Annotated in this window: 17 protein-coding genes; 5 read left to right on the forward strand and 12 right to left on the reverse strand. The window is 70.8% G+C overall.

The features are described from left to right. Complete coding sequence (locus FHR32_RS31470) at positions 1-705, reverse strand: beta-ketoacyl-ACP reductase (protein WP_184758162.1); 705 nt, start codon at positions 703-705, stop codon at positions 1-3. Between the two features lie 77 nt (positions 706-782). On the opposite strand from FHR32_RS31470, the gene FHR32_RS31475 reads away from it, so the two are divergent. Together FHR32_RS31475 and FHR32_RS31480 are read left to right on the forward strand one after the other, a co-directional pair. Further along, complete coding sequence (locus FHR32_RS31475) at positions 783-2,282, forward strand: TldD/PmbA family protein (protein ID WP_184758163.1); 1,500 nt, start codon at positions 783-785, stop codon at positions 2,280-2,282. A 53-nt stretch (positions 2,283-2,335) separates the two neighbouring features. After that, entirely contained in the window at positions 2,336-3,703 is a 1,368-nt protein-coding gene (locus FHR32_RS31480; RefSeq protein WP_184758164.1) for a metallopeptidase TldD-related protein, read from the forward strand. Here FHR32_RS31480 and FHR32_RS31485 read toward each other — a convergent pair. Together FHR32_RS31485 and FHR32_RS31490 are read right to left on the reverse strand one after the other, a co-directional pair. Further along, positions 3,700-4,746, reverse strand: coding sequence for a carcinine hydrolase/isopenicillin-N N-acyltransferase family protein (locus FHR32_RS31485; protein ID WP_184758165.1), 1,047 nt, complete (start codon positions 4,744-4,746; stop codon positions 3,700-3,702). The genes FHR32_RS31480 and FHR32_RS31485 overlap by 4 nt on opposite strands. A gap of 38 nt (positions 4,747-4,784) precedes the next feature. Next, on the reverse strand, positions 4,785-4,997 hold the full coding sequence (locus tag FHR32_RS31490) for a dodecin (RefSeq protein WP_184758166.1): 213 nt from the start codon (positions 4,995-4,997) through the stop codon (positions 4,785-4,787). 94 nt (positions 4,998-5,091) lie between these two features. Here FHR32_RS31490 and FHR32_RS31495 point away from each other — a divergent pair, with 94 nt between their 5' ends. Further along, a complete protein-coding gene (locus FHR32_RS31495) occupies positions 5,092-5,403 on the forward strand; it encodes a DUF3099 domain-containing protein (RefSeq protein WP_184758167.1) in 312 nt (103 codons plus the stop codon). A 167-nt stretch (positions 5,404-5,570) separates the two neighbouring features. Here FHR32_RS31495 and FHR32_RS31500 read toward each other — a convergent pair whose 3' ends face one another. The 6 genes from FHR32_RS31500 to FHR32_RS31525 form a co-directional block, all read right to left on the reverse strand. After that, a complete protein-coding gene (locus FHR32_RS31500) occupies positions 5,571-5,822 on the reverse strand; it encodes a DUF6457 domain-containing protein (protein ID WP_312882828.1) in 252 nt (83 codons plus the stop codon). Positions 5,823-5,874: 52 nt separating this feature from the next. Beyond that, on the reverse strand, positions 5,875-6,477 hold the full coding sequence (gene mobA, locus FHR32_RS31505; protein WP_184758169.1) for a molybdenum cofactor guanylyltransferase: 603 nt from the start codon (positions 6,475-6,477) through the stop codon (positions 5,875-5,877). Next, positions 6,474-7,463, reverse strand: a complete 990-nt coding sequence (moaA, locus tag FHR32_RS31510; protein ID WP_184758170.1) for a GTP 3',8-cyclase MoaA — start codon at positions 7,461-7,463, stop codon at positions 6,474-6,476. Before moaA ends, mobA begins: the two co-directional genes overlap by 4 nt. A gap of 132 nt (positions 7,464-7,595) precedes the next feature. Next, on the reverse strand, positions 7,596-8,783 hold the full coding sequence (locus tag FHR32_RS31515; protein ID WP_184758171.1) for an RtcB family protein: 1,188 nt from the start codon (positions 8,781-8,783) through the stop codon (positions 7,596-7,598). Positions 8,784-9,045: 262 nt separating this feature from the next. After that, entirely contained in the window at positions 9,046-9,240 is a 195-nt protein-coding gene (locus FHR32_RS31520) for a hypothetical protein (RefSeq protein ID WP_184758172.1), read from the reverse strand. Between the two features lie 12 nt (positions 9,241-9,252). Next, positions 9,253-10,014, reverse strand: a complete 762-nt coding sequence (locus tag FHR32_RS31525; RefSeq protein WP_184758173.1) for an AfsR/SARP family transcriptional regulator — start codon at positions 10,012-10,014, stop codon at positions 9,253-9,255. A gap of 126 nt (positions 10,015-10,140) precedes the next feature. Between FHR32_RS31525 and FHR32_RS31530 the strand changes: the two genes are divergently transcribed. Continuing rightward, on the forward strand, positions 10,141-11,004 hold the full coding sequence (locus FHR32_RS31530; protein WP_184758174.1) for an AfsR/SARP family transcriptional regulator: 864 nt from the start codon (positions 10,141-10,143) through the stop codon (positions 11,002-11,004). Here the strand turns inward: FHR32_RS31530 and FHR32_RS31535 are convergent. The 3 genes from FHR32_RS31535 to FHR32_RS31540 form a co-directional block, all read right to left on the reverse strand. Continuing rightward, positions 10,982-12,145: a hypothetical protein gene (locus tag FHR32_RS31535; RefSeq protein WP_184758175.1), complete on the reverse strand. Its 1,164-nt coding sequence runs from the start codon at positions 12,143-12,145 to the stop codon at positions 10,982-10,984. The genes FHR32_RS31530 and FHR32_RS31535 overlap by 23 nt on opposite strands. A 71-nt stretch (positions 12,146-12,216) precedes the next feature. Continuing rightward, positions 12,217-12,342, reverse strand: a complete 126-nt coding sequence (locus tag FHR32_RS46220) for a hypothetical protein (RefSeq protein ID WP_281391108.1) — start codon at positions 12,340-12,342, stop codon at positions 12,217-12,219. Between the two features lie 190 nt (positions 12,343-12,532). Continuing rightward, positions 12,533-13,420, reverse strand: coding sequence for a UbiA family prenyltransferase (locus FHR32_RS31540; protein ID WP_312882790.1), 888 nt, complete (start codon positions 13,418-13,420; stop codon positions 12,533-12,535). Between the two features lie 117 nt (positions 13,421-13,537). On the opposite strand from FHR32_RS31540, the gene FHR32_RS31545 reads away from it, so the two are divergent. After that, positions 13,538-14,596, forward strand: a complete 1,059-nt coding sequence (locus tag FHR32_RS31545) for a type III polyketide synthase (RefSeq protein ID WP_184758176.1) — start codon at positions 13,538-13,540, stop codon at positions 14,594-14,596. Positions 14,597-14,601 lie beyond the last annotated feature (5 nt).

Raw genomic sequence — 14,601 nt, forward strand, 5'->3', positions numbered from 1 at the left:
TCAGTGCCCCATTCCCAGGCCGCCATCGACGGGGATGACGGCCCCGGTGATGTAGGCGGCGTCCTCGCTGGCCAGGAACCTGACCACGCGTGCGATCTCGTCGGCGCTCGCGTAGCGGCCCAGCGGGATGTTCTTGCGGATCTGCTCCTGATGGGTCTCATCCAGCGCGGCCGTCATGTCGGTCTCCACGAACCCCGGGGAGACCACGTTGACCGTGATGCCGCGCGAGCCGAGCTCCCGTGCCACGGACCGGGCGAAGCCGATCAGCCCGGCCTTGGAGGCGGCGTAGTTGCTCTGCCCCGCCGAGCCGAGCATGGCCACCACCGAGGAGACCAGCACGATCCGGCCCCGCTTGAGCCGCAGCATGCCGCGTGTGGCGCGCTTGGCCACCCGGTAGGCGCCGGTCAGGTTGGCGTCGATGACGTCGGTGAAGGTCTCCTCCTTCATCATCGGCAGCAGCGTGTCCCTGGTGATGCCAGCGTTGGCGACGAGCACCTCGACCGGGCCGTGCTCGGCCTCGACCTTCTCGAACGCCGCATCGACATCGGCCATGCTGGTCACATCGCATCGCACGCCGAACAGCCCCTCTGGGGGCTCCCCGGAGCGGTAGGTCACGGCGACCGCGTCACCGGCCTGGGCGAGCTGGCGGGCGATCGCGAGGCCGATGCCGCGATTGCCGCCGGTTACGAGAACAGATCGAGCCATGGACCTGACGCTATCGGCTACTCGGGGGTAAACCAGTTGTCCGTGAGGGACAAGATCACAGGGTTAGGATCGTCGACATGCGCCAGATCGATCCCGATTTCCTCGCTCTGCCCATGAGGCGGCTGGCGGACGCGGCCCTGCAGCGCGCCCGCGACCTCGGCGCCGAGCACGCCGACTTCCGGCTTGAACGCGTCCGCGCGGAGACCCTGCGCCTGTCCGACGCGTCGCTCGAAGGCTCCATCGACGCCGACGATCTCGGCTACGCCGTACGGGTCGTCAAGAACGGCACGTGGGGTTTCGCGTCCGGAATCGACCTCACCCCCGAGGCGGCCGTGAAGGTCGCCGAGCAGGCCGTGGAGGTGGCCGTCATCTCCGCGGCCGTCAACCGCGAGCCCATCGAGCTGGCTCCCGAACCGGTCCACTCCGACGTCACCTGGGTCTCGGCCTACGACGTCGATCCGTTCGAGGTGCCGATGCGCGACAAGGTCACCCTGCTCGCCGGCTGGTCCGACGGCCTGTTGAGAGATCCGCGCGTGGACCACGTGCAGGCCTCGCTGCAGCAGGTCAAGGAGCAGAAGTTCTATGCCGACACCGCAGGCACCTCCACCACCCAGCAACGGGTGCGCCTGTACCCCGAGCTGGAGGTGATGAAGACGGCGGACGGGCGTTTCGAGACGATGCGCACCCTGGCCCCCCCGGTCGGCCGGGGGTACGAATACCTCACCGGCACCGCCTGGGACTTCCCCGGCGAGCTCGCCCGGCTTCCCGAGCTCCTGGAGGAGAAGCTCAGGGCGCCGTCCGTCGAGGCGGGACAGTACGACCTTGTCGTCGACCCGTCCAACCTGTGGCTGACGATCCACGAGTCCATCGGGCACGCCACCGAGCTGGACCGTGCCCTCGGCTACGAGGCCGCCTACGCCGGCACCAGCTTCGCCACCTTCGACCAGCTCGACAAGCTCGTGTACGGCTCGCAGGTCATGAACGTGGTCGGCGACCGCACGACGGAGCACGGCCTGTCCACGATCGGCTACGACGACGAGGGGGTGGCGACCAGACGGTTCGACATCGTCTCCGGCGGAGTCCTGACCGGTTACCAGCTTGACCGGCGGATGGCGCGTCTGAAGGGCCTCGGCGCCTCCAACGGCTGCGCCTTCGCCGACTCACCCGGCAACATGCCGATCCAGCGCATGGCCAACGTCTCGCTGCTGCCGGCCCCCGACGGTCCCTCCACCGAGGGGCTGATCTCCGGGGTGGAGCGCGGCATCTACGTCGTGGGCGACAAGAGCTGGTCCATCGACATGCAGAGGTACAACTTCCAGTTCACCGGCCAGCGGTTCTACCGGATCGAGAACGGCCGGCTCGCCGGCCAGGTCCGCGACGTCGCCTACCAGGCCACGACCACCGACTTCTGGCGGTCCATGGCTGCCGTCGGCGGACCGCAGACCTACGTGCTGGGCGGCGCGTTCAACTGCGGCAAGGGCCAGCCCGGGCAGGTCGCCCCGGTCAGCCACGGCTGCCCGTCGGCGCTCTTCCGCAACGTGCGCATCCTCAACACGCTGCAGGAGAGTGGGAAGTGAACGGACACGGCACAGCGACGGACGCCTCGGCCGGCCGTCGCGAAGGGAGCGGGATGAGCCCTCAGGAGATGATCGAAAAGGCCCTGGACCTCTCCACGGCCGACGACGTCGTCGTGATCGTGGACGAGCGCTCCAGCGCGAACCTGCGCTTCGCGGGCAACACGCTCACCACCAACGGCGTGGGCCGCTCCGCGCAGCTCACGGTGATCTCGGTCGTGGGACGGGGGGTGGGCGTGGTGTCGCGGGCGGCGGTCCGCCCCGAGCAGCTCGCCGACATCGTCGCGGCGGCCGACCACGCCGCTGAGGACGCGCCCCCGTCCGAGGACGCCCGGCCTCTGGTCGAGGGGACCCGCTCCGCCGACTGGGACCTGCCCGCCGAGCCCACGTCCATCGGGGTGTTCGGCGCCTTCGCCCCCGCCCTGGGTGACGCCTTCGCCAGGGCCGAGGCGGGCGGGCGCAAGCTGTACGGCTTCGCCGAGCACATCGTCACCACCACCTTCGTGGGCACCTCGGCCGGGGCCCGGCTCCGGCACGCCCAGCCCACCGGCCGACTGGAGCTCAACGCCAAGTCTCCGGACATGAAGCGCTCGGCGTGGACGGGCGTGGCGACCCGCGACTTCGCGGACGTGGACGTGGCGGCACTGGACGCCTCGCTCGCCCAGCGGCTGGAGTGGGCGAAGAACCGGATCGACCTGCCCGCGGGCCGGTACGAGACGCTCCTGCCGCCGACGGCCGTGGCCGACCTGATGATCTACCTGTACTGGACCGCCGGCGCCCGGGACGCCTTGGAGGGCCGTACGGTCTTCTCCAAGCCCGGAGGCGGGACCCGCGTCGGAGAGACCCTCTCCCCGCTGCCGATCCGCCTGTACAGCGATCCGGCCGCACCGGGCGTCGCGTGCGCGCCGGCCGTGGTGGCGCACACCTCCGGCCGGCAGAGCTCGGTGTTCGACAACGCCCTGCCGCTGGCGCCCACCGACTGGATCGCCGACGGCACCCTGGCGAGCCTGATCCAGACCCGGCACTCGGCCGAGCTGACCGGGCTGCCGGTGACCCCGGCGATCGACAACCTGATCATGGAGGGGGCCGGGGACGGCCGGTCGCTGGAGGAGATGATCTCCTCCACCGAGCGCGGTCTGCTGCTCACCTGCCTGTGGTACATCCGCGAGGTCGACCCGCAGAGCCTGTTGCTCACCGGGCTGACCCGTGACGGCGTCTATCTGGTGGAGAACGGGAAGGTCGTCGGCGAGGTGAACAACTTCCGCTTCAACGAGAGTCCCGTGGACCTGCTCGGCCGTCTCACCGAGGTCGGCGCCGCGGAGCAGACCCTGCCGCGTGAGTGGAACGACTACTTCACCCGCACGGTGATGCCCGCACTCCGGGTGCCCGACTTCAACATGTCGACGGTCAGCCAGGCCAATTAGAGCTGGGAGAGCGGGATGGTGTGCACCCGCTCCCAGCGTTTGGCCGTCACCACGTGGGCGGTCGCGTCGGTGAGGTCGTAGACGACCGACCAGCGGGTGTGTCCCTGGGCCACCCGCTGGAGCAGGTCCATCCCGTCTTGCCGGCTCTTCGCCGAAGGTAGTCCCGCGGCGAGTCTGCCGTACCTGGTGTCGGCCATCCGCTGCTCGCCGGAGGTGCCGGTCATGGTGAAGTTGGTCAGGACCCGGTCCTCGATGACGTTGAGCTTGCCGCCGGCGAACTCCACGACGGCGGACTTCCCGCCGGCGTCGGCGAGCAGGTAGTGGACCTGCGGGCCGGAGCTGAAGTCGACGTTGTAGCGGCGCATGATCGCCACCGCTCCGTCCACGGTCTCGGCCTTGTCCAGCATCATCCGGATGATCCGCACGCTGCTGACCGTCGGGCGTCCGCTCATCTTGGGGGGCAACTCGCCGTAGGGCACCGCGGCCATCCCGACCGCCAGCCCTTTCTCGTTCACCCCGTCGAAAGGGGTGAGCACGGCGTGGGCCAGCCTGCGGCGGATCCCGGGGTCGGACAGGTCGGGAGTGCCGGTGCCGGCACCGGTGCCGCGGAGCATGTAGGCCAGGTCGACCATGGACACCGAGGCGTAGCCGTCGGGGGGGTCGGCGTGCACGACCATCGCCGGGTTGGGGTCCCAGTCGAAGTTCCGGCCGAACATCGGCCGGTCCCCCCGCAGGTGGAACAGCGAGCAGGCCCAGCCGTCAGCGCGTCCGGCGAGGTCCTCCTCACCGACGGAGGCCTCCCTGTCGTAGGTCCCGTGGAAGGTCATCTCGTACAGCGGCAGGTCGTCCACCTGGCGCAGGCTCCGGACCGTCCGCTGGATGTCGGCGGCGGTCTGGTCGAGCGCGACGCCGCGATTGACAGAGGGGGCGGACGGGGAGGCGGACGGGGCGGTCACCTGTCCTTCCGGCGGGGTTGAGCATCCGGTGAGCAGCAGCAGTCCGGCGGCCAGCGCGGCTCCCCTGACCCGGTGTCGATCTCTCATGCCCAAAGTCTGTGTCTCCGGAGGCCCCGGCGTACAGGTCAGGTGTCTTCCAAACGGAATCCGACTTTCATGCCGACCTGGAAGTGGCCCACCTCTCCGTCGACGATGTGCCCTCTGACCTCGGTCACCTCGAACCAGTCGAGGTGGCGTAGGGTCTGGGAGGCACGGCGGACGCCGTTGCGAATGGCCGCCTCGAGGCTCTCCTCCGAGGTGCCGACGATCTCGGTCACCCGGTATGTGCGATCCGTCATGCGTCATCCCTACCCGGAGCGCATGATCACACGCCCTCCGCGCCGGTCCGAGGGCGGAGTTGGACCCGCCCCTCCCGGCGACTAGGTTGGAATTGTGAAGGTATGGCACAAGCGCCAGGTAGTTCACCGGGTCACCGATGCCCAGCCGTCGCTGAGCGAGGACATCGGGAAGCGAGAGAAAAGCTACTTCATCAAAATGGGGATCCGGCTGGCCTGCCTGATTCTGGCTTTCGCGGTGCCCGCCCCATTGCCCGTCCGGCTGCTGCTCTTCGCCGGGGCGATCTTTTTACCATACGTTGCGGTGATCGGGGCGAACGCCCCTCCTCGAGGGAAGTCGATCGCCCCTGACGTGACGGAATCCGACCAGAGCGAGATCCCACTCCATCGACGCGAGATCGGGTCGTGACTAAGTCTTGACGCATCCCAGGGGGAGGAGGTGTACGCTTTAGCCAAGTGCCCTGGTCCCCCGTCGGGGCACTGGTGCCGGCGTTCCGGGCCCCCGTCGGAACGCCGATGAAGCGGCGCCGGGTGGTTTGCCCCCGTAACCACCCGGCGTCGCCCTTTTCCGGACCTTTACCTGTCGCCTGTCGTCTCGGCGGCGGTCCTCTCCCACTCCCGGGCCAGCGCGGTCAGCCGTTCCACCGCATCCTGCGGCGCCGAACCCGCCCCCTGGGCCAGCCCCAGCAGATACGCCGTCAGCGGCGCCGCCGGCCGTGTCACTCCGTGGGCGACCTCCTTGGTCAGGTCCAACAGCGCGTCACGGTCGACCTTCGCCGGATCGACGCCCAGCTCCCGGCAGACCAGCGCGGTCCATTCCGCCAGCACGTTCAACGAACACCTCCATCGTGGGGTCTCCCCCGGGCTCATCCGCGGGCCGTCACTCCCCGATCCTGCCCCCGGGCATGTCCACCCGGGTTCTCACCGGGGGTTCACACCTGCGTTCCCGGGCCCGGTGCAGATCCTCCGCCGTGTCGCAATCGAACCACGGTTGCCCGGCGAGATGGAGCGTGACGGGGGCCAGCGGGGCGAGCAGCCCGTGCAGCGACCGCCCCTCGTAGCGGGCGAGTGCCCCGGTGAGCTCCGCCGTACGCCAGACTCCGGCCAGCCACTGCTCCCGTCCGCCGTCGTCGACGAGCACCGCCCCGGTCTCCGCCGCGTCCAGCAGCGCCGACACGTGCCCGGCGGTCAGGAACGGCAGATCGGCCGCGAGCAGTGCCACCCACGGCGCGGTCACCTCGGCCAGTCCGGCCCGCAACGCCGGAACCGGGCCACCACCCGGTGGGTCCTCCCGCACGAAGACGGCCTTCGGCAGTCCGGGACGGCGCGCCCCGACGACGATCAGTCTCCCGGCGTCCGGTACGGCGGCCGCCACCGACTCGATCAGCGGGCGGCCGGCGACGCGCAGGCCCGGCTTGTCACGCCCGCCGAGCCGCCGGGCCAGGCCGCCCGCCAGGATGCACGCGTCGTGGCGGGCGGTCATCCGCCGATGGCGGACATCGGGCGGGACGGCTGCAGGAAGGCGGGGTCGTCGATGCCATGGCCGGCCTTCTTGCCGCGGACCGCGGCCAGCCAGCGCTCGGCGAGCTCGTCGTCGTCGGCCCCCGAGCGCATGGCGGCTCGCAGGTCGGACTCGTCGGTGGCGAACAGGCAGTTGCGGATCTGGCCGTCGGCGGTCAGCCGTACGCGGTCACAGGCACCGCAGAACGGCCGGGTGACCGAGCCGATCACCCCGACCCGGGCGGGCCCGCCCGCGACGAGGAACAGCTCGGCCGGAGCGCTGCCTCGCTCCAGCGGATTGTCGTCGGTCAACTCGAAGGCGTCCCGCAGCCGGGCGAGGATCTCGTCGGCTGTGATCATGTTCTCCCGGCGCCAGCCGTGCTGGGCGTCCAGCGGCATCTGCTCGATGAAGCGGAGTTCGTAGCCCCGCTCAAGGCAGTAGTCGAGCAGGGCTACGGCCTCGTGGTCGTTGACGTCGCGCATCAGCACCGCGTTGACCTTGACCGGACGCAGCCCGGCGGCGTCGGCCGCGGCGAGACCGTCGAGCACGTCGGCCAGCCGGTCGCGATGGGCGAGCTTCTTGAACGTCTCCCGGTCGAGGGTGTCGAGGGAGACGTTGACCCGGTGCAGGCCGGCCTCGGCGAGCGGGGCGGCCAGCCGGGCCAGTCCGATACCGTTGGTGGTGAGCGAGACGTGGGGCAGGGGGCGGAGAGCCGCGGTGCGGGCCACGACCTCCACCAACTCCCGGCGGAGCAGGGGCTCGCCGCCGGTGTAGCGGACCTCGGTGATGCCCAGGCGCTCCACCCCGATGGTGACCAGCCGGACGATCTCGTCGGCGGTCAGCAGCTCGGGCTTGGGCAGCCATTCAAGGCCCTCGGGTGGCATGCAGTAGGAACATCGCAGGTTGCAGCGGTCGGTGAGGGACACCCGCAGATCAGTCGCCACCCGGCCGAACGAGTCCTGCAACATGGGGCGTCACCTCCTCGTCTCATCCTTGACCGGACAGGAGGCCAGCCTAAGGCCGACCCCCTCCTCCGCCCAAAGTCAGGCCGTATCCGCCAACAACATCATCAAGCGATTGATTCCTTGATGATCCGCCGTTCAGCCCTTGATGCAGATGAGCTGCCGGAGGCGGGCGACCACCTCCACCAGGTCGGTCTGCGCCGCCATGACCGACTCGATGTCCTTGTAGGCGCCGGGAATCTCATCGATCACCCCGGTGTCCTTACGGCACTCGACGCCGTCGGTCTGCGCCTTGAAGTCCGTCAGGGTGAAGGTCTTCTTGGCCTTGGTCCGGCTCATCCGGCGACCGGCACCGTGTGAGGCGGAGTTGAACGCATCGGCGTTACCCCGGCCCTTCACGATGTAGGTGCCGGTCGCCATGGAGCCGGGGATGATGCCGAACTCGCCGGATCCCGCGCGGATCGCGCCCTTGCGGGTGACGAGCACATCCACGTCGTCGTACCGCTCCTCGGCCACGTAGTTGTGGTGGCAGGAGATCGGCTGCTCGAAGGTGATGCCCGAGAGGTGGCGCCGGAGCACGTCGCAGGCCAGGGCCATCATGACGGCCCGGTTGCGCCGCGCGTAGTCCTGCGCCCAGAACAGGTCACGCCGGTAGGCGTCCATCTGCGGCGTGCCCCCGACGAACACCGCGAGATTACGGTCGGGAAGATCCTGGTTGTGCGGCAGCCCCTGGGCCTGCCCGATGTGGAACTCCGCCAGCTCCTTGCCGATGTTGCGCGACCCGGAGTGCAGCACGACCCAGACCACGCCCTCGTCGTCGGCGCAGAGCTCCAGGAAGTGGTTGCCGCCGCCCAGGGTGCCCATCTGCACCTCGGCGCGCTCCCTCTTGGGGTGCACGGCCGGGGCCAGGGCGTCGAAGTCCTTCCAGAAGCCCGCCCAGTCGGCGGTCTTCAACCCGTGCAGCCGGGTCGGGTCGACCGGCCTCTTGTGGTGCCCGAACCCGACCGGGACCGCCTGCTCCAGCTTCGAACGCAGGTAGGCCAGGTTGTCGGGCAGGTTGCCGACCTTGAACGAGCTCTTCACCGCGCTCATCCCGCACCCGATGTCCACCCCCACGGCCGCCGGCGAGACCGCGTCCCGCATCGCGATGACCGATCCCACCGTCGCCCCCATCCCGTGGTGCACGTCCGGCATCACCGCGACCCCCTGCACCCACGGCAGGTTGGCCACGTTGCGCAGCTGCTGCATCACGTTGGGCTCGACCTCGGCCGGGTCGGCCCACATGCGGATTGGCGCACGGCCACCCATCACCTCGTTGTACGTCATCCCCACATCGCCTCCCTCCAGCCGATCGATCACCAACGACGACAATGACGCCAGAGAACCACCATCCCCCGCAACCGAATTAAAAATCTACGGCTCCGTTCACCGGGAAACCGGTCGTCGATCGACAGCGGCGTCACCGCGGACAGGCGCATCACCGGGATGTGCCGCGCCATGGAACCGGAGGAACCCACGGCCGGAGCCTGTTTCGTGCGTCACGAAAGCCAGGCCGAGGTCGCGATATGGGCGGAGCCCACACGGTGGATCAGCGCAGGGCGCCGCAGAAGACGTCAAGAGTGATCTCGATGACCTCCGCGGCGCTTGCGACCGCCGCCGCGTGAACGACCGGATCACTCAGCCCCGGGACGGCGGCGCCGCCGCTCCCCTGTACGGTACGCGCCACGCCCGTGCGGACCTGCTCCGGGTAACCCGCCGGATTCTGCTCGTCCGACGACCTCAAGGGTCGACGACCTCAAAGGTCAAGGCCGGGGTCGGCCGTGAGGATCCGCTGGTGGAGTCGCCGTACGGCCATGCCCGGCTCCAGCCCCTGCTCGGCGATCAGCAGCGCCCGCAGCCTGCCGTACACGGTGAGGGCCTCGCACTGTCTGCCCGACCGGTACAGGGCGAGCATGAGCAGCGCCTGCGAGAACTCGCGCAGCGGATGCGCGGCGGTGAACTCGCGTAGCGCGGGAATCACCTCCGCATGCCGCCCGAGCTCGACATCGGCCTCCAGGGCGGCCTCGCAGGCCATCAGCCGCGCCTCTTCCAGCCGGTCGGCGTACGCGCTGATCATCGGGCTGGCGGGCACGTCGGCGAGCGCGGGTCCGCGCCACAGGGCAAGTGCCGCCCCCAGCCGCCGGTGCGCCCGTGCGGGGTCGCGGGCCAGCAGCGCGCCGCGGCCGTCGGCGAGCAGTCTCTCGAACCGGGCCGCGTCGGTCTCCTGCGGAGCGCCGCGCAACTCGTAGCAGCCCCCGCGCGTGAGCAGGTCGCCGCCGATCACGCGGCGCAGCCGCCAGACATATCCCTGGAGCGTCTTGCGGGCGAACTTGGGCTCGACGCCCTGCCAGAGCTCCTCTATGATCCGCTCCACCGAGACGGGCCGCCCCGCGTTGATCGCCAGGATGGCCAGGACGGCGCGGTGCTTGGGCGCGGGGACGAGGATCTCCCCGTCGCCCCGCAAGACCTGGAGCGGGCCGAGCAGGCCGAATCGGGCCCCGTGAAACATCGCGAGCATGCCGGATCACCTTCCGAACAGGACCGGTCGGGTCTGTGTTTTCGGACGAGACCAATCTCGATCTAGACTGCCAAGATCGGCTTGCGCGGGGCTTGCGCGTCGGATGGGCGGTCCGAAAGGGGCAGGTTGGACTTCGGAATCCTGGGGAATCTGGAGATCTGGCACTACGACGCACGGGTGCCACTGACCGCGCCCAAGCAGCGGGCCCTGCTGGCGATCCTGCTCGTCCAAGCCGGCCAGGTCGTCTCGACCGCGCGCCTGGTCGACGAGCTGTGGGGGACATCGCCGCCGAGCAGCGTGGAGAGCACCCTCTACTCCCTGGTCTCCCGCCTGCGTGGCCGGTTGACGCACGGGCCTCAGCTGGTCCGGGAGCCCGGCGGCTACCGGCTGTGCCTGGAGGGCATGACGCTGGACGCGCACATCGTCGCGCTGCGCAGCGTCGGCACCGTCTTCTGGCTGCTCGGCCGGTACGGCGAGGCCCTCACCGAACTGGGTGAGGCGCTGCGCGTCAACGAGAGCACAGGCGACGACCACGCCGCCGGCGGGACGCTGAACCTGCTCGGCATCGTGTCACGCCACCTGGGCCACCTGGAGGAGGCGGTCTCCCACTACGAGCGTGCGCTGGCCGTCCACCGGCGCACGGGCGACTCCCAGGGCGAGGCCAACGCGCTCAACAACCTGGGTGTCGCCCGCGAGGAGCAGGAACGCTACGCCGAGGCCCTGGACCTCTACCAGGAGGCGCTGGCGCTACGCCGCGAGGCGGGCCTGTACCACCGCCTCGGGCGTCACGAGGAGGCGTTCGCCCACTTCGCCCGGGCGCTGCGCATCCGCACCGGCCTGGGCGACCGCCGAGGCCTCGCCGAGACCCACCGGGATCTCGGCGAGGCACACGCCGACCTGGGCGACGCCGTCAATGCCCGGCCTCACCTGCACTCCGCGGAGGAGATCTTCAGCGAGCTCGGCGTCGTCACGCGCCCGCGGGAACGATGAGCCCGGCCGACAGCAGGTCCGCCACGCCTGAGCCCAGCCGGTCGGCGTCGCCCGATCCCGCCACCTGCCGGTATCCCTCGCGCAACGACGGCAGGTCGCGGCCGTCACACAGGGCGTAGATCAGCCATGCGTGGTCGTTCAGCCACCGGAACCTCGGCGGATCCGGGGAGAGCGCCACCAGCTGCCCCTGCGCCGGGGTCGGGCATACCCGCACCGGTTGTGCCTGGCGGTATCCGCGCGCGTCCAGCTCCACCTCTTTCACGGACCTCACGGCGGCGGCCACGGCCGGAGCCCGTTCGGACAGAATTCCGGGGGCGATGGGCGCCACCGCGCCGAGCAGCCAGTCGACGAACCGCCTGCCCCGGGGGGTGAGCATCTCGCCGTACACCTGGGCGGCCTGTCGCCCGAGATAGTGACGCGCTCCAGGCCGGTGGTGAACCCACCCCCGGCGGCCGCCTGACTGCCGGGGGTGGGCACGTCCACGAACTCGGTCGCCGGCGGCTCGCCGTACCGTGCGCGAAGGCCCGGGCTCGTCGTCGCGGACGAATCCGGCCAGGGAGATGTGCGGCAGCACGCCGGCGCCCGTGTGGGGCAGCAGCTCGGCGAGGAGCGCGGCACCCTGGCCCAGCCCGGCCAGCATGCCGGCGTCGGGGGTCACCCGGCTGCCGGAGCCGTTCTCCGAGAGCGTCCCGGCCAGCAGCGTCTCCAGGCGCCGGGCCAGCACGCGCTCGGGTTCGGAGCCCGGTTCGAGATCGGTCCACACCCACGAGACGCCACGGTCGGGCCAGGGGCGTACCCGGGGGCGGGCCAGGCGCTCGCAGGGCCCGAGCCCGTCGAATGAGTCCGCGATGCCCCGCTCCAGGTACCAGACCAGCCCGTGTGACCTGTCGGCCCCGTTCTCCAGGGCGGTCATATCGTCTTCGAAGGCGTTGCGCAGCACGGGGTCGTACATCAGCGGGCGGAGTTCGGCGTCGGCCGCCCCGCACAATCGCTCCAGCCGGTCGGCGGCGCGGGGGTGGCACCCGGCCAGCACCCGCAGGCCCAGCCGATAGCGGGCGAGGTTTCTCACCTCGATCGCCTCGGCCGAGCCGAACTGCGGGTCCGAGCCGAGCATCAGATCGATGGTCGATACGGGAGTCAAAGACTGTCACCTCGATTTCACCGGCGGGGGCCGGCGGCGGGACATCCCGCCGCCGGCCCTCTCGTTCTCCGTTACCTGGCGCTGGGAGCCGCGTACGGCGGGTGCCACGCGCGCTCGTGCGGAGCGTCGGTGGTCACGCTGGGCAGGGTGTTCATCGCCGGCGGCAGCTGCGGGAGTTCCACGGTCTGAGTCGGCATGATGCTTCCTCCATTCGCCTGGGGTTGCTGAGCAATGTCGAATATAGGAAGTCGCGGTGTCGGCCCGGTGTGGCGGCGATCTCCTGCCCGGGCCACTCGGCGACGGTTCTCACCGGGCCGGATCCGGGCCGCTCCGGACGACGTGGCGCGAGGGCGGCTCCCCGAAAGATCACAGAGAGCGCGGCCGGGATCAGAGTGCGGTGATCTCGGTGCCCCGGATGAGCAGGAGCACCACGGCGACCGCCGCCACGGCGACCGCGGCCACGAAGGGAACCCTCGGCGACCGTCTTCCCAGCAGCAGCCCGGCTCCGGCCAGCGCGCAGGCTCCGGCCAGCGCGAGCCAGCCCCCCATGCCGGCCGGCCCCGGCGGCCCGAAGACGAGCAGGCCCGTCGCCAGGAGCAGCGGCAGGGGGATCAGCGCGCGGACGCGGGCGGTGCCGAGCCGTTGCGGCCAGCCGCGGACCCCGGTGGCGAGGTCTGCCGAGATGTCGGGGAGCACATTGGCCAGGTGCGCGCCGCAGCCGAGCAGTGCCGCCGCCAGGACCGCCCACCACGCGGGCCACGGATGGCCCGGCAGCCCGAGTGTCACGAACGGCGGCAGCACGCCGAACCCCACGACGTAAGGCAGCCACGACAGCGCCGTGGCCTTCAGTCCCAGGTCGTAGCCCCAGGCCGCGGCGACGCCCACGAGGTGGACGGTCCCGGCCGCAGGACCGGAGGCGAAGGAGAGGGGCACGCAGAGCACCAGGGCGGCGGCCGCGGCGGACCACACCACCCGGACGCTCACCGTGCCGTCGGCGACCGGTTTGCCGGTGCGGCCCGCTTCGATGTCCCGGCCGGCGTCCACCGCGTCGTTGCACCAGCCGATGGACAGTTGCCCGGTCAGTACGGCGGCGGCCACCAGGACGCATCCCGCCACCTCACGCCCGCTCGCCACGGCCAGCGCGGTCACCATGACGGTGACCGCCGCGGTGGGCCCGGGATGGCAGGCCCGCGCCAGCCCCAGGACGGTGGAGAGCCCGAACGGCCGCCCCCCGGCCTGGCCCCGCTCCCGGGGTGCGTGCCCGCTCGTCGTCACGGATCGATCGTAGACGGCATGGACGGCGCATCACCGTCCATGCCTGTGAGGCATGCTGCACGCGCAGGTGGGCAAAAGGCAGGTATCCGCTGTCCTTTGCCGGAGGGTAATCATCACATGACGCGAATCGCCGCCGTACGCGGCGCGCTTCCGCCTAACCGCCACTCCCAGGCCGAGATCACCGATGCGTTCGCACGCGTGTGCCTACCCGAGGACGCCAGCCGCCGCCTACTGGACCGGCTGCACGTCAGCGCGCGGGTCGAACACCGCCATCTGGCCCTGCCCCTGGACCAGTACGCCAAGCTCGACGGTTTCGGGATGGCCAACGACGTCTTCATCGGCTCGGCGGTCGAGCTGGGGGCCGAGGCGGTCGGCGGCGCGCTGGAGGCGGCCGGGTTCGCACCGCAGGACGTGGACATGATCCTCTTCACCTCGGTGACCGGTATCGCCGCCCCCTCGGTGGACGCCAGACTGGTCGGCCGCCTCGGACTGCGCCCCGACGTCAAACGGATCCCGGTGTTCGGGCTCGGCTGCGTGGCGGGAGCCGCCGGGATAGCCCGCCTGCACGACTACCTGCGCGGCTGGCCGGACCATGTGGCCGTGCTGCTCTCGGTCGAGCTGTGTTCCCTGACCCTGCAGCGCGGTGACGCCTCCCCGGCCAACCTGGTCGCCGGCGCCCTGTTCGGCGACGGGGCGACGGCCGTGGTGGCCTGCGGCGACGGACGGCGGCCCGAGACGGCGGGCCCGTCCGTGCTGGCCACCCGCAGCCACCTGTATCCCGACTCCGAGGACGTGATGGGCTGGGACGTCCGTGACACCGGCTTCCAGGTGGTGCTCGACGCGAGCGTCCCCGACGTGGTCCGCACCTATCTGGCCGACGACGTGCACGGCTTCCTCGCCGAGCACGGCCTGACGGCGCGGGACGTGACGGCCTGGGTGTGCCACCCCGGCGGCCCGAAGGTCCTGGAGGCCGTGGCCGAGACGCTCCGACTGCCGGACGGCGCACTGGACCTCACCTGGCGCTCGCTGGCCGAGGCAGGCAACATGTCCTCCTCCTCCGTGCTGCACGTCCTGCGGGACACCCTCGCCCTGCGGCCACCACCGCCGGGCACGCCGGGCCTGCTCATGGCGATGGGGCCCGGCTTCTGCTCCGAGCTCGTCCTGCTGCGCTGGTAGGGGCC

Source organism: Streptosporangium album (assembly GCF_014203795.1).
GTDB lineage: Bacteria > Actinomycetota > Actinomycetes > Streptosporangiales > Streptosporangiaceae > Streptosporangium > Streptosporangium album.